The sequence below is a fragment of the Polaromonas sp. P1_E12 genome (genome assembly GCF_056405975.1).
In genome coordinates this window covers 412,347-430,102 of record NZ_JBFUBB010000005.1, presented here as the reverse complement: position 1 = coordinate 430,102, position 17,756 = coordinate 412,347, and the positions used below count along the sequence as shown (strand labels likewise).

The 17,756-nt window shown below is 62.6% G+C and carries 16 protein-coding genes; 3 read left to right on the top strand and 13 right to left on the bottom strand.

What is annotated here, in order from left to right; translation table 11 throughout:
• Positions 1–177 precede the first annotated feature (177 nt).
• Positions 178–858: an OmpW/AlkL family protein gene (locus AC1D13_RS16620; RefSeq protein ID WP_477667358.1), complete on the top strand. Its 681-nt coding sequence runs from the start codon at positions 178–180 to the stop codon at positions 856–858.
• Between the two features lie 18 nt (positions 859–876).
• Here AC1D13_RS16620 and AC1D13_RS16615 read toward each other — a convergent pair whose 3' ends face one another.
• The 12 genes from AC1D13_RS16615 to tal all read right to left on the bottom strand — a co-directional run bounded on the left by AC1D13_RS16615 (position 877) and on the right by tal (position 13,695).
• Entirely contained in the window at positions 877–1,824 is a 948-nt protein-coding gene (locus AC1D13_RS16615; protein WP_477667359.1) for an AraC family transcriptional regulator, read from the bottom strand.
• A gap of 11 nt (positions 1,825–1,835) precedes the next feature.
• Positions 1,836–2,804 (bottom strand): carbohydrate kinase family protein, encoded by a 969-nt coding sequence (locus AC1D13_RS16610; RefSeq protein WP_477689938.1) that lies wholly within the window; start codon positions 2,802–2,804, stop codon positions 1,836–1,838.
• A 20-nt stretch (positions 2,805–2,824) separates the two neighbouring features.
• A complete protein-coding gene (locus tag AC1D13_RS16605; protein ID WP_477689937.1) occupies positions 2,825–3,496 on the bottom strand; it encodes a transaldolase family protein in 672 nt (223 codons plus the stop codon).
• 16 nt (positions 3,497–3,512) lie between these two features.
• On the bottom strand, positions 3,513–4,301 hold the full coding sequence (locus AC1D13_RS16600) for an L-iditol 2-dehydrogenase (protein WP_457282609.1): 789 nt from the start codon (positions 4,299–4,301) through the stop codon (positions 3,513–3,515).
• Complete coding sequence (dalD, locus tag AC1D13_RS16595; RefSeq protein WP_457282623.1) at positions 4,298–5,701, bottom strand: D-arabinitol 4-dehydrogenase; 1,404 nt, start codon at positions 5,699–5,701, stop codon at positions 4,298–4,300. The genes AC1D13_RS16600 and dalD overlap by 4 nt, the downstream gene beginning before the upstream one ends.
• Before the next feature lie 86 nt (positions 5,702–5,787).
• Complete coding sequence (locus AC1D13_RS16590) at positions 5,788–6,825, bottom strand: ABC transporter ATP-binding protein (protein WP_477689936.1); 1,038 nt, start codon at positions 6,823–6,825, stop codon at positions 5,788–5,790.
• Positions 6,826–6,838: 13 nt separating this feature from the next.
• Positions 6,839–7,663, bottom strand: a complete 825-nt coding sequence (locus tag AC1D13_RS16585) for a carbohydrate ABC transporter permease (RefSeq protein WP_477689935.1) — start codon at positions 7,661–7,663, stop codon at positions 6,839–6,841.
• A gap of 10 nt (positions 7,664–7,673) precedes the next feature.
• On the bottom strand, positions 7,674–8,531 hold the full coding sequence (locus AC1D13_RS16580) for a carbohydrate ABC transporter permease (RefSeq protein WP_457282606.1): 858 nt from the start codon (positions 8,529–8,531) through the stop codon (positions 7,674–7,676).
• A gap of 82 nt (positions 8,532–8,613) precedes the next feature.
• Positions 8,614–9,921: an ABC transporter substrate-binding protein gene (locus AC1D13_RS16575; protein ID WP_477689934.1), complete on the bottom strand. Its 1,308-nt coding sequence runs from the start codon at positions 9,919–9,921 to the stop codon at positions 8,614–8,616.
• Positions 9,922–10,198: 277 nt separating this feature from the next.
• A complete protein-coding gene (locus tag AC1D13_RS16570) occupies positions 10,199–11,059 on the bottom strand; it encodes a DUF3047 domain-containing protein (protein ID WP_457282604.1) in 861 nt (286 codons plus the stop codon).
• A 90-nt stretch (positions 11,060–11,149) separates the two neighbouring features.
• Complete coding sequence (gene pgi, locus AC1D13_RS16565) at positions 11,150–12,727, bottom strand: glucose-6-phosphate isomerase (protein WP_477689933.1); 1,578 nt, start codon at positions 12,725–12,727, stop codon at positions 11,150–11,152.
• A 20-nt stretch (positions 12,728–12,747) separates the two neighbouring features.
• Positions 12,748–13,695 carry a transaldolase gene (gene tal, locus AC1D13_RS16560; protein WP_477667365.1) on the bottom strand — a complete coding sequence of 316 codons (948 nt, stop codon included), beginning with the start codon at positions 13,693–13,695 and terminating at the stop codon, positions 12,748–12,750.
• 141 nt (positions 13,696–13,836) lie between these two features.
• Between tal and zwf the strand changes: the two genes are divergently transcribed.
• Together zwf and AC1D13_RS16550 are read left to right on the top strand one after the other, a co-directional pair.
• Positions 13,837–15,309 (top strand): glucose-6-phosphate dehydrogenase, encoded by a 1,473-nt coding sequence (gene zwf / locus AC1D13_RS16555; RefSeq protein WP_457282601.1) that lies wholly within the window; start codon positions 13,837–13,839, stop codon positions 15,307–15,309.
• A 128-nt stretch (positions 15,310–15,437) separates the two neighbouring features.
• Positions 15,438–16,283, top strand: coding sequence for a MurR/RpiR family transcriptional regulator (locus AC1D13_RS16550; protein ID WP_457282600.1), 846 nt, complete (start codon positions 15,438–15,440; stop codon positions 16,281–16,283).
• Between the two features lie 135 nt (positions 16,284–16,418).
• Here the strand turns inward: AC1D13_RS16550 and AC1D13_RS16545 are convergent, their stop codons facing one another.
• Positions 16,419–17,756 (bottom strand): M20 aminoacylase family protein, encoded by a 1,338-nt coding sequence (locus tag AC1D13_RS16545; RefSeq protein WP_477689932.1) that lies wholly within the window; start codon positions 17,754–17,756, stop codon positions 16,419–16,421.

Sequence of the window (17,756 nt, the reverse complement as noted above, 5' to 3'; positions counted from 1 at the left end):
GCGCCACAGTCTCTTCACAAAAACGGCGAGGAAGATGCTGCACGTTGGCGCCTGCCGCTACCATGATTTCTCATGAGCCACCGGATGACTTCCCTCGCCCGTGCGATGGCGCGAAAACCGCCGGCACAAACAATGACGCCATAGCAACCCGAACACATCCTCGCACTGCACTCGCCCATGAATCCCTCCCAGAAACTATTCATAGCGGCCGCCCTGGCGGTTTCTTCCGTATACGGCTTTGCACAACAGGCGGGCACATGGTCCGTGTCGGCCGGCGTCACGCGGATTGCGCCTTCCGTGAACAGCGGCAGCCTTTCGGCGCCGTCCGGAACTGGCGTAATTCAGGACGCGAAAGTCGACGTCAGCAGCAGTTCCAGGTTAACGGCCGCCGTGAACTACATGGTCACCGATCACATCAGCTTGCACCTGCCGCTCGGTTTGGGCTTCAGGCATGACGTCAGCGGCGCAGGTGTGCTCGCTGGCGTTGGCACGGTGGCCGACACCCGGGCCTTGCCCATCACGCTGATCGCGCAATACCGGTTTCTTGATGCCGACGCCCGGTTTCGTCCTTACCTGGGTGCAGGCCTCTCCTACGTGAAGTTCTACAAGGAACGCGGCACAGCCCTGCTGACCGCGTTGACCAACCCAGGCGGCCCCGCCACAAGCGTATCTTTCAAGTCGAAATTTGCCCCCGCGTTGCAACTGGGTGGTATTTTCAACCTCGACAAAAAATGGTTTGTGGAAGCCAGCTATACCAAGACTTTCCTGAAAACCCGCGGCACGCTCAGTACCAACCAGACCATCGATGTGGGCCTTGACCCGGATTGCTTCACCTTGCAACTGGGGTACAAGTTTTAATTTCACGCCACAGGACCATCAGGATAACCGGCCAAAACGGTCGTCTGTCTGCCGCCTGAACTCGGTAGGCGTCATGCCCTTGATCTCCAGGAAACGCCGGTTGAAGTTTGCGACATTGTTGAAACCGACCTGATAGCAGATGTCGGTGACGTTGTGGTCGGTCTGCATCAGCAGGTGGCAGGCGCTGTTGATGCGCACACGGTTGACGAAGTCGGTAAAGCTGTTGCCGGTGGAGCGCTGGAAGAAGCGGCTGAAGCGGCTCTCGCTCATGCCGAGCTCGGCTGCCACGACTGACATCGAGATCGGCTCCGCCATGTTGGCGGTAATGCGGTTGACGATGCCGTTGATCTGGTCAACCTGTGCGTCGCCATCGGCGCCCTGCGTGCCTTGCATCTGTACGCTCGACAGCAGCCGGTAGTCCGTCCATTGCGCCAGGTCGGCCATGAACTCAAAAAAGTGGCCGAGGCGGCGCACGCCGCGCGCGGCCTTGATGTTGTCCCAGTGCGTCTGCGCCTGCTGCGACATGCCGAAGAACTCGATACCATGGCGTGCCCGTTCGAGCAGCTGCATCACTTCGCGCAATTCAGGAATCCCGGTTGCCGCGCGCTCGATGGGCTCGTGATGGAACTGGATCACCCGGTCGCGTCCCGCGGCGCCGCCTTCGGGCACGTCAAGCGAAATCCAGTTGTGCGGCAGGCGCGGGCCGCACAACACCAGATGACCGGGCTGAAACGGTCCGATCCAGTCGCCGACAAACGCCTTGCCCGAGGTCTCGGTGATCAGGTGCAGTTCATACTCTTCATGAAAATGCCAGCGTACCAGCGGGCTCGGAAAGCCATGTGCAAGACAGCGCACCAGACCGGTTTCAGGTGACTCGTAACCCAGTGATGGGGAGCGCGCAATATCGCGCTCCAGTTCGGGTTGGCGCTGACGGGGGATCGGGCGTTTGGATGTAGACGTTGTCATGGCAGTCTGGGTCAGGACCGTGAAGCAACGGCCTCATTGTCCTCTCGCACGAGCGCGGCGTGAACGGCCTCCAGCGTGGGCGGATCGGCACCTTCGCGGGTGCAGTTCAGTGCGGCGGCCGTGGCGGCGAAGCGCATCACTGCGCGCCAGGCGTCGCCGCTCAGCTCGCCAAGCTGGGCCGGGTGTTCGACGCCATGCGCAAGCAGCGAGACTGAAAGCCCGGCCGTAAAAGTATCGCCCGCGCCGATGGTGTCGACCACCTCAACACGCGGTGCCGCCACAGTCAACGGCTCGTGCCCCGTGCGCCAAAGCGTGGCACCGCCAGCGCCATGCGTGACGATGACCGCTCGCGCACCGGCGTGCAGGCAATCCGCTGCCAGCGCATCGACAGGCCTGCCGGGCGCCAGCAGTCCGGCATCTTCGTCGCTGAGCTTGACCAGATCGGCCATCGCAAACCAGCTCACGACACGCGCACGGTAGGCTGCCATGTCGGAAATCAGGCTGGGCCGCACGTTGGGATCGAACACGATCACACGGCGCCCGGCATTGGCGGTCATCAGCCCGGTGATGCACGTGGCAGCAGGTTCCTGCAGGAGCGCGATTGAGCCGAAATGCAGGAAGCGGCATTCCGCCGGCAACTGCGGCAGCGGCTCTGGCGCCCAGGTCGCATCGGCGCTGCCGTGCGTGTAGAAGGCATAGCGGTTGGTCTGTGGTGTGCGCTCAACGAAGGCCAGGGTCGACGGCGCGTGGCTACGCAGGATGAAACGGGTGTCCACGCCGTTGCGTTCGAGAAAACGCATCAAGCGTTCGCCGAACAGGTCGGTCGACAGTTGCGTGAGGAACCCGGTGGGCTGTCCGAGGCGCGCGCAGGCGACAGCCGTGTTGAGCGGCGAGCCGCCCTCGTGGCCCAGGAACGCCAGCGTGCCTGCCTCGCTGGCAGTGAAATCGATCAGGGCTTCGCCCGTGAGTGCAATGCGCATGGTTTCCGGATTGTCCTCTGTCAGGGCAAGGCGCGGGCGTCGGCCAGGAATCCGCGCTCGGCATCCAGCGTGGCGGGATGATCGAGCAATTCTGCAAAGAGACGCGGCGCAATCGTGATGGCGCCCACACCTAATCGAAGCAAGGAAAGATAGGCCTCGCGGGAGCGTATGCTGGCCACCAGAAGTCGGGTGCCGGACGAAGGCCGCTGCGCTACCAGCGCCTGCATCTGCGCGATCAGCGCCAGCCCGTCGACACCAGCATCCTCAAGCCGTCCCAGGTAGGGTGCCGCATAAGCCGCACCCAGTAGGGCGGCAAAGTGCGCCTGCTCGGGTGCGTAGACAGCCGTCCACGTGACCGGCACACCTTGCGCGACAAGCCGGGCGCCGGCATCGAAGCCCTGCCGCGTGGCGGGAATCTTCACGACCAGCTGGCCCTGGTCGAAGTGCCGCAACAGGTCCCGCGCATCTTCGAGCATGCCATCGACTTCGCTCGAATACACCTGCGCCTGCACCTGCCGCGCACCCAGTTCGATACAGCGCGCCAGGAGGCCGGGCACCGCGGCGCGCCCGACGCCCGCTCGCTGCAGCAGCGTGGGGTTGGTGGTTACGCCGTGCACCACCGGATGCGGCAGGCAGGCCTTCAGTTCGGCCAGATCGGCGCTGTCGAGGTACAGGTGGAAATCGTCGTTCATGCTCGCAAACGGAAAATCAGCTCATCACGTTGCCGCCATCGACATTCAGGGTCTGCGCCGTGATGTAACGCGCTTCGTCGCTGGCCAGAAATACCGCTGCTCCGGCGATGTCGGCCGGCACGCCCATACGGCCGAGTGGCACTTCGAGGCCCACGCGCCGCTTCTTTTCCCCCGGAGGCAACCCTTCTGCCCTGGCGAAGAGGCTGTCGACATGGTCCCACATCGGCGTATCGACCACACCGGGTGCGATGCCGTTGATGCGAATGCCATGCGGCGCCATGGCCAATGCGGCACTCTGGGTGTAGCTGATGACCGCGGCCTTGGTGGCGCAGTAGTGCGACACCAGCGCTTCGCCGCGCCGCCCGGCCTGCGAGGCCATGTTGATGACCGACGCACCCTGCGTGCCAGCTTCGACCATGTGGCGAAGCACGGCCTGCATGACAAAGAACATGCCTTTCACATTGACGGCAAAGAGCTTGTCGAAAGATGCCTCGTCGCTGTCAAGCAAAGGCGCGAGGTCGAACACGGCCGCGTTGTTGAACAGGGTATGAATGGGGCCAAAAGCGGCCTGTGCCTGCGCCAGCAGGCGCGCAATCGCCTGCGCGTCCGTCACGTCCGCCGCGATGTAGGCCAGGCAGCCGGGATGACGTTTCTGCAGTGCCTGCACGGCTTCAGGCGTCGCCACTGCCCGGTCGACCACGCTGCAGTGCGCGCCCTCGGCGATGCAGGCTTCAGCCACCGCCAGACCGATGCCGCCACCGGCACCCGTCAGAAGCACATGATGGTTCTTCAGACGTTCGTTCATGTTTTTTTTACCCCTGAATTGACAAAACCGGCTACCCGCCCGATCGCTCCGCGCACGGCATCCGTCAGCCGCGTATCGCCTGCGGCACTCCCCCATAGCCCCGCGTCGGAGCACAGCGCGCGCACAGGATCGACAGCGTCGCAGATCGCGCGGGCCACGGCCTCGTCCATACCCTGGTCCTGATAGGCATAGGGCAGCGCTCCCCGGTGCCAGCGCCGCAGAAAAACAAGGAACAGCGCAGGCAGCATTGCGACGCTGTCGATGGGCTGTCCCGCGGCGAGCCGCTCCCGTACCGTGGGCGCGATAAACCCTGGAATCTTCGAGAAACCGTCCGCCGCCACGCGTTGGTTGGTGTCGCGGATCGCAGGGTTGCCAAAGCGCTCGAGCACCACATCGCGGTACGCCGCGAGGTCGATCGGCCCGGGAGTGTCGGGAGAACTCAGGCAGGGAATCACGTCGTCCGTCACATAGTCGTAGGCCATCTTCCGGATTGCCGCGTGGTGTGTTCCTTCGTGGATGAAATCCAGCCCGACCAATGTGCCGGCCCAGGCAATGCAGCTGTGCGTGGCGTTGAGGATGCGGATCTTGGCCTCCTCGTAAGGCTGCACCGATTCGACCAGTTCCACGCCCACACGGCCCCAGTCGGGTCGCCCGGCCGCGAAATTGTCTTCGATCACCCACTGGATGAAACTCTCGCCAGTGATCGCGGCCGCATCATCCCTCCCCGTGGCGGCCTTGACGCGAGCGCGCAGCTCGGGTGGCGGACGCGGCGTGATGCGGTCGACCATCGTGTTGGGACAGCGGGTGTTCCCCGCGACCCACGAAAGCAGCCCGGTATCGCCTGTGAGTTCAATGAATTCGCGCAACCCGGCATAGAAGCGGTCGCCGTTGTGGCGCAGGTTGTCGCAGTTGAGCAGGGTCACCGGGCCGGCCAGCGCCGCCTTGCGCGCGCGCAGGATCGCGCAGACGGCGCCGTAGATGGTCACGCCCTCCCCGCCCGCCTCGCCGCGGCGTGCACGCTCAAGGTCTGCTTCGAGATCATTGAAAGACAAGTCCAGCTTGCCTTTCGTGTCGAGGTAGTAGCCTGCCTCGGTCACGGTGAATGAAACGATGCGGGTGGACGGCGCCGCGCCGCGAGAGATCACCGCAGCCAGCGAGGCTTCCCAGGGAAGCACTTCGCGGATGGCCTCAACCTGTTCATAGCGGTACTCGCCGGCCGGCGATACGGTTTCCAGCGTGTAACGCCCGCCCTGTGCCTGCAAGGCCGCGACGACCTCGGCCATGTCGGGCCGGATGTTGGCGCCCACGATGGACCAACGGGTGTCGCCCGCATCGATAAGCCGCTGAAGATAAACGGCCTGGTGGGCCCGATGGAACGAACCCAGTCCAAGGTGAAGCACCGTGAATTCCGAAGGCGCCGGTGGCGTTTGCACAAGAAGCGCTGTTGCGAGAGTCAAGGGAATGTCCGAAAGGAAGAAGGAAGAAATCAGGCCGGAACCGCACGGCCTTCACGGTTGAACAGATGAAGCACCGAGGAGTCGAGCTCGACCGCCACATCGTCACCCGCATGAAGCGGTGTCCGCTCGTTCTGGCGCGCTATCAACGGTACGCCGCCGACGTCGACGTGAATCAGGGTATCGGCACCGAGTGCCTCGATCAGCTCCACGCGGCCTTGCACCCCCAAAGCAACAGCCTGCTTCGGATGCACGCGCAAGCCTTCCGGCCGGACGCCCAGGAAACCATCGCTCGGCAGGCGCCCGCCGGTGGCCGCCGAGAAGCTCGGAATGGCGCTCGCCGCCACCATGTTCATCGACGGCATGCCGATGAACTGCGCGACAAACCGGTTCGCCGGGTGGTCGTAGAGTTCCAGCGGCGTGCCGACCTGCTCGATCAGTCCGTCCCTGAGCACCACCACGCGGTCGGCCAGCGTCATCGCCTCGACCTGGTCGTGCGTGACGTAAATGGTCGTCGCGCCGAGCGCGCGGTGCAGCTTGTGGATTTCGACGCGCGTGTTGCCGCGCAACGCGGCATCCAGGTTGGACAAGGGCTCGTCGAACAGGAACACCTTGGGTGCACGCACGATGGCGCGGCCAATCGCCACCCGCTGCCGCTGTCCGCCCGACAGGTCTTTCGGTGTGCGGCCCAGGTACTGGGTGAGGTTGAGCGTTTTGGCCGCGTACTCGACCTTGGCCTGGATCTCGTCCTTCGGCACGCCCGCAAGCTTGAGCGCAAAGGACATGTTGTCGTACACACTCATGTGCGGGTAGAGCGCGTAGCTCTGGAACACCATCGCCAGGTCACGCTTGCCCGAAGGCGTCCAGGTGATGTCTTTGCCGTCCAGCAGCAAGTTGCCTTTGGTGATGGGCTCAAGCCCCGCGATGAGGCGCAGCAGTGTCGATTTTCCGCAACCTGAGGGTCCGACGAAGACGATGAACTCGCCCTTGTTGATTTCAAGATCAACACCGCGGATGATTTGGGTTTCCCCGAAGCTTTTCTCGATGTTCTTGAGTTCCAGATAAGCCATAAGTCAATTCCTTTCACTTCACCGCACCGAATGTGAGGCCTTGCACCAGCTGTTTCTGGCTGAACCAGCCGAACACGACGATGGGTGCGATCGCCATCAGCGAGGCGGCTGACAATTTGGCCCAGAACAGACCTTCAGGGCTGGAGTACGATGCGATCAATGTCGCCAGCGTGCCGGCCTTGGCCGAACTGAGGTTGAGCGCCCAGAAGGCCTCGTTCCAGCTCAGCACCAGGCACAGCAGGCCGGTCGAAGCGAGACCGCCCACCGACAGCGGCAGCACCACATGGCGGAATTCGGTCCAGAGGCTCGCACCGTCCATGCGTGCGGCTTCCAGGATCTCGTTAGGAATGTCCTTGTAGGCGCTGTAGAGCATCCACACCATGATCGGCAGGTTCGCCAGCGTGAACACGATGGTCAGCGCGGTGAGCGAATCCAGCAGGCCCGCGGTCTGCGCGAGAACATAGATCGGCACCAGCGCACCCACCGCCGGCATCATCTTGGTGGAAAGCATCCACATCAGGATGTCGCGTGTCCTCTTCGTACGGAAGAAGGCCATCGAGTACGCGGCGGGTGCCGCGATCAACAGGCCGATGAGGGTTGAGCCCAGGCTGGTGATGAGCGAGTTGCGCGCATACAGCAAATAGTCACTGCGGCGCTGCACTTCGCTGAAGTTGTCGAGCGTGGGCTCGAAAATAAAGAGCGGCGGCACATGAATCGCCTGCAGTTCGGTCTTGAAGGCTGTGAGAAACAGCCAGCCGAGCGGAAAGAACAGCAGCAGCGCGGCGGCCCACGCGCCCACGGTGCGAAGCAGTTGCGGAAGGAAGTTGCTTGGTTGCATGGTCGTTCCTTCAGTCGAGGTTCTTGCCGACGATGCGGATGAGAAACACCGCCACGATATTGGCCACCACCACCGCAAACAACGCACCTGCCGATGCCACGCCCACGTCAAAGTTCATCAGCGACTGCTTGAAGATCATGTAGGTTAGATTGGTGCTCTCGTTGCCCGGACCGCCATTGGTGGTGATGGCGATCTCGGCGAACACGCTGAGCAGAAAGATCATTTCGATCATGATCACCACCGCCATCGGCCGGCCGAGATGCGGAATGATGAGATAGAAGAAGCGCTGGAACGAACTTGCACCGTCCATGCGCGCCGCTTCCATCTGCTCGCGGTCGAGCGACTGCAGCGAGGTAATGAAGATCAGGCAGGCAAAGGGCAGCCACTGCCAGGCCACCATGATGATCACCGACAACAGCGGCACATCGGTGAGCCAGTCGACCGGTTGCGCGCCGAAAAAACGCCAGAGGTCGGCAAGCACGCCGTAAATCGGATTCATCATCATGTGCTTCCACAGCAGCGCGTTCACTGCGGGCATGACGAAGAACGGCGAGATAAGCAGCACGCGCACGATGCCCCGCCCCGGAAAGGGCTCGTTCACCAGCAGCGCGAGCAGCACACCGAACACCACCGTGATGACGATCACGCTGCCGATGAGCAGCAGCGTGTTCCAGGTCGCAGGCCAGAAGTCCGGATCGGTGATGAAGTACTGGAAATTCTCGATGCCGATGAACGGATGCTCGCCGGGTTGCATGAGGTTGTAGCTCACGAACGAGAAATACAGGGTCATCACGAGCGGCACGATCATCCAGAGGAAGAGCGTGAGCACTGCGGGCGCCATGAGCGCGCGGGGCAGGAGGCGGTTCATGTTGTGGGTCCCGGGGCGTCAGGTCAGAACTGCCGCGGATCCGGCTTCACCAGTCCGCGGGCAGGGCATGCAGCCTGAGGGTTTACTTGTAATACCCGGCCTTCTTCATCTCGCGCTCGGCCGCCGTCTGTGATGTCTTCAGGGCCTGGTCCACCGTGACCTTGCCCGACAGCGCCGCACTCATCTGCTGGCCCACCGCCACGCCGATGGCCTGGAACTCGGGAATCGCCGCGTACTGCACGCCGACGTAGGGCGACTTGGGCAGCGTGCTGTCGCTCAGATTGGCGCTGTCGATGGCTTTCTTCTCGGCGGCAGCGAACTTCGCAACCTTCTGGAACTCGGGGTTTGCGTAGGTCGACTTGCGCGTGCCGGTGGGTACCGTCCCCCAGCCATGTTCTTTGGCGACCAGATTGATGTACTCCCTGGAGGTAGCCCACTTCACGAAGGTCTGGGCAGCGGCGCCCTTGGTCGAGCTGGCCGGAATGGCCAGGTTCCAGGTCCACAGCCAGTTGGCGCCTTTGGGCGTGACGGCAACAGGGGCCTGGGCAAAGGCCACCTTGTCGGCCACCTTCGACTGCTTCGGATCGCTGATGAACGAGGCGGCGATGGTTGCATCCACCCACATGCCGCACTTGCCTTCGTTGAAGAGTGCGAGGTTTTCGTTGAAGCTGTTGGCCGAGGCGCCGGGCGGGCCGTAGGCTTTCATCAGGTCCACGTAGAAGCCGATCGCGTCCTTCCAGGGCTTGGTGTCGATCTGCGGCTTCCACTGCATGTCGAACCACTGGCCGCCGTTGGTGTTGACCAGCGTGGTCAGGAAGGCCATGTTGTCGCCCCAGCCCGGCTTGCCGCGCAGGCACATGCCGTACACCCCGGCTTTCGGATCGTGGATCTTGCCGGCCAGTTCCTTCACCTGTGTCCAGGTGGGCTGCTCAGGCATCTTGAAGCCGACCTTGTCGGCGAGGTCCTTGCGGTACATGAGCATCGAGCTCTCGCCATAGAACGGCGCGGCGTAAAGCTTGCCTTCGTGCGACAGGCCGGCACGGATGGCGGGCAACAGGTCGTCGACGTCATAGGCGGCATCGGTGGCAATGGGCTGCAACCAGCCCTTCTTCGACCAGATCGGCGCTTCGTACAGGCCGATGGTCATCACGTCGAACTGCCCGCCCTTGGTGGCGATGTCGGTGGTGACGCGCTGGCGCAGCGTGCCTTCTTCGAGCGTGACCCATTTGAGCTTGATGTCAGGATGGGCCTTCTCGAAAACCGGCGTGAGCTTCTGCATTTCGATCATGTGGCCGTTATTCACCGTCGCCACCACGAGTTCGGTCACGGCATGGGCCATGCCGGCGCCTGAGAGTGCAAGCACCAGGCCTGTCTGGATAAAACGCTTCATAGGGTGTCTCCTTCGTTATGTCAGTCGAAACGGCCGCTTTGCCGTTCACTGCATTTTGAAGAAAGGTCCTTGCGGGTTTGATACCAGATCAGGGAATTTCAATACTTTGTTGCATCGAAGGAGTGGTAATTTCCCTAAACTCCGCATTATTAGATGCAACAAATTGTCAAGACCGACGTGACGCGCTCTGCCAATCCAGGGCCGCTAGCCTGCGTTGCTTGCTCAAAAGGCAGAAAAATGAAATCGGTCGGCATAGACACGCCGACCGGTCGCGGCGCTATTTGCGCGCGACAGCCGATGCCGGCACCAGCTTGAGTGGCCCGTAGAAGGCCTGCAGCTGACCCTCGTTCTTTTCGCCTTCGGTGAAGACGGCGAAGCTCAGCAAGGCGCCCGGATCTTCGCCAAAGGCCTTGCGGTAGTCGGCGCGGATGTCACGCTCGTAGCTGCGCCATTCGTTGTAGCCGTGGTCGCCCGAATCGACAATGATCTTGCGGATACGGTCGGTGCGGTCGTTGACGACGACTTCGCCCGGCCGGTTGACGCGCGACCACGAATAAACCAGCGTCGCGAACGGCATTTCTTCGCCGGTCAGCAGTCGGCTCAACTCGGACAGCAGGGAATTTTTCATCGACAGCCGCGAGCGGTCACCTTCGAACGCGAGCACCACCCGCACCGGCACATCCTCGAGTTGCGGCAGCGCGAGGTTGGCACCCGCACCGGCGTACGGCACGTTCCAGGAAAAGCGCACGAGCCCTAGCTGGTCGGGCTCGATGCGGTGGCGATGGCGCAGGATGCTGCCGGACGCCTCGACCTTTGCGAGCACCGCGTCGCGACCTTCATGACGCACATAGCTGTAGCTGGCCGGCTGTTTGCCGGGCACGCGGAAGATTTCCCACTTGAGGTCGTCCGGTTTGAGCTCGCCAGCCTTGGGCGGGGCCGACATCTCGGCCCAGGCGGTACCCGTGACCCCCTCCGCCGGGCCCAGCGTGCCGCCGCGGCTGACCGGCTCATCGACATCAGTGTCCTCGTCAGGAGCTGAGCGTGTCGCGCAGCCGGAGACCAGAGCCAGCGTGAGAAACGCTGCGGCGAACATCGAAAAACGGGGGGAAAGGCGGCGAAGCGGAAGGGAAAAAGACATGATGCGAAGCCATCGAAAAATCGGCGATGTGGCAAGTTGACCACGGAAGCGCGCGCTCCCGCAATGGAAAAACGCACACTTTTGCGGTATTCAGCCGGCAATTTTGCGCAGCAGGCCGGCGGTCGAGCCATCAAGGCCGGATATGTCCCCGCTGCGCAGGCGTGGCTCGATGTCTTTGGCCAGCACCTTGCCGAGCTCGACGCCCCACTGGTCAAAACTGTTGATGCCCCAGATCGCACCGCTGACAAACACACGGTGCTCCTGCAGGGTAATCAGCGCGCCCAGGCTGGCTGGTGTAAGCCGCTCAAGCAACAGGAAAGTACTGGGACGATTGCCGGGAAAGTGCCTGTGGCCTCCGACCTCTTCTTTGCCGGTCATTAAGGCTTGCGCCTGGGCCAGAACGTTGGCCAGCAATTTGGCGTGATGCCCCGGCAGGTCATGCGGTGCGTGCGCGGCTGTTTTCACCGCCACAAACTCGACCGGCACCACCGACGTCCCCTGATGCAGCATTTGAAAGTAGGCGTGCTGCCCGTTGGTGCCCGGTTCGCCCCACAGCACCGGCGACGTTTCAAACGGCAAGGCCTTGCCATCCGAATCCACGCGTTTGCCGTTGCTTTCCATCTCGAGCTGCTGCAGGTAGGCCGGCAGGCGGCGCAGCGCGCTGCTGTAGGGCGCGATGCTCCGGCTGGTAAAGCCGTGAAAGTTGCGGTACCAGACGTCGAGCAGGCCCAGGCGCACCGGCAGGTTGCGCTCCAGCGGTGCGGTGCGAAAGTGCTCGTCCATGGCGTGCGCGCCGGCCAGCAGCTCGCGAAAGCCGGCTGCGCCAATGGCGATGGCCACCGGCAAGCCGATGGCCGACCACAGCGAATAACGCCCGCCCACCCAGTCCCAGAAACCAAAGGTGGTGCTGATGCCGAATTCGTTGGCTGCCGCGACATTGGTCGTCAGTGCGGCGAAATGCCGGCTGATGTCGCGTCCGCCCTGTGCCTCAAACCAGCGCCGGGCCGAATGCGCATTGGTCATGGTCTCGGTGGTGGTGAAGGTTTTGGACGCGATCAGGAACAGCGTGCTTTGCGGCTTGAGCCCCTTGAGCACGGTAGCCAGCTCGTCCCCATCCACATTGGAGACAAAGTGAACGCGCTTGCCCGTGGCGGCAAATTCGCCGAGCGCCAGCACCGCCATTTGGGGCCCCAGGTCGGAGCCGCCTATGCCGATATTGACAACATCGGTGATGGCGGCATCCGCGCGCACCTGTTCGGCATAAGCGAGCATGGCGTCCAGCGTGGTGTGAACCTGGGTCAACTCGGTTGCTATATTTTTAATAGCTGCCGGCGCAACACCATCCTGGGCTACAGCCGGATTTCGCAGTAAAAAATGCATCACGGCGCGCTTTTCGGTGCCGTTGATCAGTTCCCCGGCGAACATGGCGTTGCGGTGCTGCTCCAGCCCGCACGCGCGCGCAAGGTCAAACAACAAAGCCTGGCTGCCGGTGTCGATCAGGTTTTTGGAAAGGTCCGCAAAAACGTGTGGTGCATCCTGGCTGAAGCTGGTGAAGCGATCCGGATCGGCAGCAAATGCAGCCTTCAGGTCGAAATCTTTGCCGGAAGCGGCATACAGCGCCCGCAGCGCAGGCCATGCGGAAGTCTGGTCGCAACGCAGTCGGTTCATGACGTGTCCTGTGCGGGAGGTTATGCGGCCAGCATCAGCTGCTCAAGTTTCACGGCATCGGCCGCGAAAGCGCGAATGCCTTCGGCCAGCTTCTCGGTGGCCATGGCGTCTTCGTTGAGCGCGTAACGGAATCCGGCTTCGTCAAAGTTCACTGGGGGCAAATCCAGCGCCGCTGCGGCTTTGGCATCGAGTGCGCGCGGCAGCGCGGCATCGCTGGCGGCAAGCTGGGCCAGCAGTTCCGGGCTGATGGTCAGGAGGTCGCAGCCGGCGAGTGCAGTGATCTGGCCCACGTTGCGAAAGCTCGCGCCCATCACCTCGGTGGCAATGCCGAAGTGCTTGTAATGGTTGTAGATCTCGCGCACCGACTTCACGCCGGGATCATTGGCGCCGGCCATGGCGGCTTCGTCCCAGGCGGCGCCGGCAGATTTTTTGTACCAGTCGTAGATACGGCCGACAAACGGCGAGATCAACTGAACCTTGGCCTGGCCGCAGGCGATGGCCTGGCAGAACGAAAACAGCAGCGTGAGGTTGGTGTGGATGCCGCGCTGTTCCAGCTTTTCGGCCGCCTGTATGCCTTCCCAGGTGGCAGCAACCTTGATCAGCACGCGGTCAATGTGAATGCCTTCAGCCTGGTAGAGCTCGATGATGCGCTCGCCGCGCGTATACGTTGCGTTGGCGTCAAAGCTCAGGCGGGCATCAACCTCCGTCGAGACTCGGCCCGGAATGATGGAAAGGATTTCGCAGCCAAAACGCACCAGCAGACGGTCCATGACTTCGTCAAGCGCCCGGCCCTTGAAGCGGCTCACGGTGTCCTTCAACAGCGGCTGGTAATCAGCCTTCTGCACCGCCTTGAGGATCAGCGACGGATTGGTGGTGGCGTCCTGCGGCTTGAACTGCCCCAGTTGCTTGAAGTCACCGGTGTCAGCGACTACGGTGGTGAACTGTTTCAGGGCGTCAAGTTGGGTCATGGCTGGGTGGCTGGTCAAAACGCGGAGTGGTCCGGATGAAACACCGCGCGGTGCCTGGGTGCAGGCATTTCACGGGTTCGATGTCGAGTTACCATTATGCCCATAGAATATGAAACTTTATTACCAAGACAATTTTTTACCATGAGTTTTGACCTCATCCTGTTTGGCGGCACCGGCGACCTGGTGTGGCGCAAGATCATGCCGGCCCTGTTCCAGGCCTTCCGCCACGGCTCGTTGCCGGAGGGCGGGCGCATTGTGGGCGTGGCACGCGACGATTTGTCGGACGACCAGTACCGCGCGCTGATCAAGTCCCGGTTTGACAATGTCGAGCTGGCCAAGCGGCCGAGCGAAGAGGAGTTCTCGCGCTTCGCGGCGATGTTGGGCTACCTGCGCATGGACTTGTCCAACCCGGCCGACTATGCCGCACTGGCTGCGAAACTGCAGCAGCGGCCCGCCGACGTGGTGGTGATGTACGTGGCCACCGCGCCCAGCCTCTTCACCACGGTCTGCGAGCAGATCGCCGCCGCGGGCCTGAACGGCCCGCAGACGCGCGTGGTGCTCGAAAAGCCGCTGGGCCACGACCTGGCCTCCAACCGCGCCATCAACAAGACGGTACGCAGTGTTTTGAGCGAGCAGCAGATCTTTCGCATCGACCACTACCTGGGCAAGCCCTCGGTGCAAAACCTGTTTGCGCTGCGTTTCGGCAACTCGCTGTTTGAACCGCTGTGGCGCCGCGAGACGATTGCCAACATCCAGATCACCATCGCCGAAGACCTGGGCGTGGAAAAACGTGGTGCGTTTTACGACAGCACCGGCGCGCTGCGAGACATGGTGCAAAACCATGCGCTGCAGCTGCTGTGCGCCATCGGCATGGAACCACCCATCAACTCGCACGCCGATGCCATCCGTGACGAAAAGCTCAAGGTACTGCGATCGCTGAAAGCCTGGACGCCTGAAACACTGAGCCAGCATGTGGTGCGCGGCCAATACGCGGCCGGCAACATCGACGGCGAGGCCGTGCCCGGCTACCGCGACGAAAAAGGCGTGCCCCCTGACAGCAGGACCGAAACCTTTGTGGCCCTGCGCACCGAGATCGCCAACTGGCGCTGGGCCGGTGTACCGTTTTACATCCGCACCGGCAAGCGTCTGGCTGGCCGGGACGCGCACATCGAGGTGAACTTTCGCCCCGCGCCGCACGCGATTTTCAAGTCGGCGCTGGCCGGCTCCAATGTGGCCAACCGGCTGGTGATCAACCTGCAACCCAAGGACGGCCTGGAGCTGCACCTGCTTGCGCAGGGTGCCGACCAGCGCACGGGGGGCCGCGGCACGCCTTCACTGGCGCCGGTGCAGCTGGACCTGGATTTCGACAAACGCTTCGGCTCCGAGCGCGTGGGCGCTTATGAACGGTTGCTGCTGGATGTGATCGACGGGCGCTTGAATCTTTTCGTGCGCAGCGACGAGCAGGAAGAAGCCTGGCGCTGGGTCGAACCCATCATGGACAGCTGGAGCAACCAGGCGAGTGCGCCACGGCCTTATGCCGCCGGCACCTGGGGGCCTAGCGCTGCGAGCGCGATGATTGCCAGAGACGGCTATTGCTGGTCAGAGGAATGTTAGCCCCCACGGTCACTCACTTCGTGTGTTCCCTGCCCCCCGAGGGGGCCGCCCGCCTGCGGCCCGGCAAAGCCGGTTCCGCGGCTCATGCTGGTTGGAGCAAACGCCACGCGCCACTGGAGACATAGCCAATGCTCGACCGAATCAAGGCGTCCCTTCCCTCTCTTGCACCCGCCGAGCAACGCGTGGGCCGGTTGGTGCTGGCCGACCCGCGGGCATTTGCCAATTTGCCGATCACGGAGCTGGCGAGCCGCTCGCATGTGAGCAAGCCGACAGTGGTGCGGTTTTGCCGCAGCATGGGCTATGACGGGCTGTCGGACTTCAAGCTCAAGCTGGCGGGCAGCGTGAGTGAGGGCGTACCTTTCATCCACCGCAGTGTGGACGCGGACGACAAGACCGGCGACGTGATGGTCAAGGTGATCGACAACACGGTAGCGGCGTTTTTGAAATACCGCAACGATGCGAGTTCCGTAGCCGTTGAGCGGGCCGCCGACGCGTTGCTGGCCACGTACAACACCGGCAAGCGGATTGAGTTCTTCGGCGTGGGCAACTCGGGCATCGTGGCGCAGGATGCGCAGCACAAGTTTTTCCGCCTGGGCATCACCAGCATCGCCTACAGCGACGGCCACATGCAGGTGATGAGCGCCTCGCTGCTGGGGCCGGGCGATTGCGTGGTGGTGATTTCCAACTCTGGCCGCACGCGCGATTTGATGGACGCCTGCGACATCGCCCGCAAGAACGGCGCGACCACGATCGTCATCACCGTCACCGGTTCGCCGTTGGCCGCAGCCGGCAACATCCACCTGGCAGCCGACCACCCCGAGGGCTACGACCGCTACAGCCCCATGGTGTCGCGCCTGATGCACCTGATGATCATCGACATCCTGGCAACCTGTGTGGCACTGCGCATCGGCAGCAAGCTGCAGCCGTTGCTCAAGGAAATGAAAAACAACCTGCGTAACAAGCGTTATGCCTGAGACGGGCACAGACAGGTGAGGCACAGACGCGGCCTGCGTCGTTCCGCCTGTGATAGCGGCCCCTTGGAGTATCAAGAAGAATTTGCCCGCAGCCCATAAGGGGTGTGCGCAAGCAGCTATTAAATTAATAGCAAATCAGCGCGTCGGCAGCGAGCGTTCGACAATTCCTGCAAACAGCGCCGAGCCCAGCGGCAGCACGCTGTCATTGAAGTCATAGCAGCTGTTATGCAAAAAGCGGCTGCCCACGCCGCCCACGGTTCCGCCTTTGCCATCGGGCAATTGCTCGCCCTGGCCCAGGCGCAAGTAGGCACCCGGCTTGACCCTGAGCATGAAGGAAAAGTCTTCGGAGCCCATGCTGGGCTCAAGGTTGCGCACAACGTTCTCTGCACCCACGAGCTGTTCGGCGACGCTGGTGGCCAGCTCGTATTCGACCGGTGAGTTGATGGTGGCCGGGTAGATCCGTTCGTACTTGACGGTGGCCGTGGCGCCAAAGCCCTGTGCCACGGCGGCACACAACTCCTTGAGGCGCCGCTCGACCAGGTCCTGCACTTCCGGTTTGAAGGTGCGTACCGTGCCGACCAGTGTGGCATTGCCAGGCACCACACTCATCGCGCCCAGGTCGCCTGCCTGGACGGCGCAAATGCTGATCACGGCGTTGTCCATGGCCTTGACGTTGCGCGAGACGATGCCTTGCACCGCTGTGATGATGTGAGCGGCCACCAGCACCGGATCGACCGTGAGATAGGCGTGTGCCCCGTGGCCACCCTTGCCGGTAATCTCGATGGTGATGCGGTCGGCCGCGGCCATCATGGGGCCGGGATTGATCCCGATGGTGCCAGGCTGCATCGCGGGCCAGTTGTGCATGGCGTAAATGGCCTGCACGGGAAAACGCTCGAACAAGCCGTCCTTGATCATCGCATCGGCCCCGCCACGGCCTTCTTCCGCGGGCTGGAAAACCAGCACCGCATCACCGGCAAAATTGCGGGTCTCTGCGAGGTAACGGGCGGCGCCTACCAGCATGGTGGTATGCCCGTCATGCCCGCAACCGTGCATCAACCCGGCCTTGGCGGACTTCCAGCCAAACTCGTTGTGCTCTGTCATGGGAAGCGCGTCCATGTCAGCGCGCAATCCGATCATGGGCTTAAAACCAGGTTGACCGGAAGCCCTGACTGGCTGCTGACCTCTGATGACAGCCACAACACCTGTTTTACCGACACCGGTGTGCACCTCGTCTACGCCACATAACTTGAGCGCATGCACTACCCGGCTGGAGGTGTAAACCTCTTCAAACCCGAGTTCCGGGTGGGCATGCAGGTCGCGCCGGAAGGCGGTCAGTTCGGGGTGGTACTGCGCTATTTGCGCAAAGGCCCGGCCGGAGGCGCGAAGCGGCGAGGGGCGGTCGGGGTTTGCAATATCTCCCGCTGCGGCGGGCTGAATGGATGAAGCACTTGGAAGGTTTGCCGGAGCGCGCAT

Coding starts and splice junctions, on each gene's coding strand:
- AC1D13_RS16600 (WP_457282609.1), bottom strand. CDS start 4,301: ATGAACGAACGTCTGAAGAACCATCATGTGCTTCTGACGGGTGCCGGT.
- AC1D13_RS16615 (WP_477667359.1), bottom strand. CDS start 1,824: ATGACAACGTCTACATCCAAACGCCCGATCCCCCGTCAGCGCCAACCC.
- tal (WP_477667365.1), bottom strand. CDS start 13,695: ATGACCCAACTTGACGCCCTGAAACAGTTCACCACCGTAGTCGCTGAC.
- AC1D13_RS16570 (WP_457282604.1), bottom strand. CDS start 11,059: ATGTCTTTTTCCCTTCCGCTTCGCCGCCTTTCCCCCCGTTTTTCGATG.
- pgi (WP_477689933.1), bottom strand. CDS start 12,727: ATGAACCGACTGCGTTGCGACCAGACTTCCGCATGGCCTGCGCTGCGG.
- AC1D13_RS16575 (WP_477689934.1), bottom strand. CDS start 9,921: ATGAAGCGTTTTATCCAGACAGGCCTGGTGCTTGCACTCTCAGGCGCC.
- AC1D13_RS16550 (WP_457282600.1), top strand. CDS start 15,438: ATGCTCGACCGAATCAAGGCGTCCCTTCCCTCTCTTGCACCCGCCGAG.
- AC1D13_RS16605 (WP_477689937.1), bottom strand. CDS start 3,496: ATGAACGACGATTTCCACCTGTACCTCGACAGCGCCGATCTGGCCGAA.
- AC1D13_RS16580 (WP_457282606.1), bottom strand. CDS start 8,531: ATGAACCGCCTCCTGCCCCGCGCGCTCATGGCGCCCGCAGTGCTCACG.
- AC1D13_RS16610 (WP_477689938.1), bottom strand. CDS start 2,804: ATGCGCATTGCACTCACGGGCGAAGCCCTGATCGATTTCACTGCCAGC.
- AC1D13_RS16585 (WP_477689935.1), bottom strand. CDS start 7,663: ATGCAACCAAGCAACTTCCTTCCGCAACTGCTTCGCACCGTGGGCGCG.
- AC1D13_RS16590 (WP_477689936.1), bottom strand. CDS start 6,825: ATGGCTTATCTGGAACTCAAGAACATCGAGAAAAGCTTCGGGGAAACC.
- AC1D13_RS16620 (WP_477667358.1), top strand. CDS start 178: ATGAATCCCTCCCAGAAACTATTCATAGCGGCCGCCCTGGCGGTTTCT.
- zwf (WP_457282601.1), top strand. CDS start 13,837: ATGAGTTTTGACCTCATCCTGTTTGGCGGCACCGGCGACCTGGTGTGG.
- AC1D13_RS16545 (WP_477689932.1), bottom strand. CDS start 17,756: ATGCGCGCTCCGGCAAACCTTCCAAGTGCTTCATCCATTCAGCCCGCC.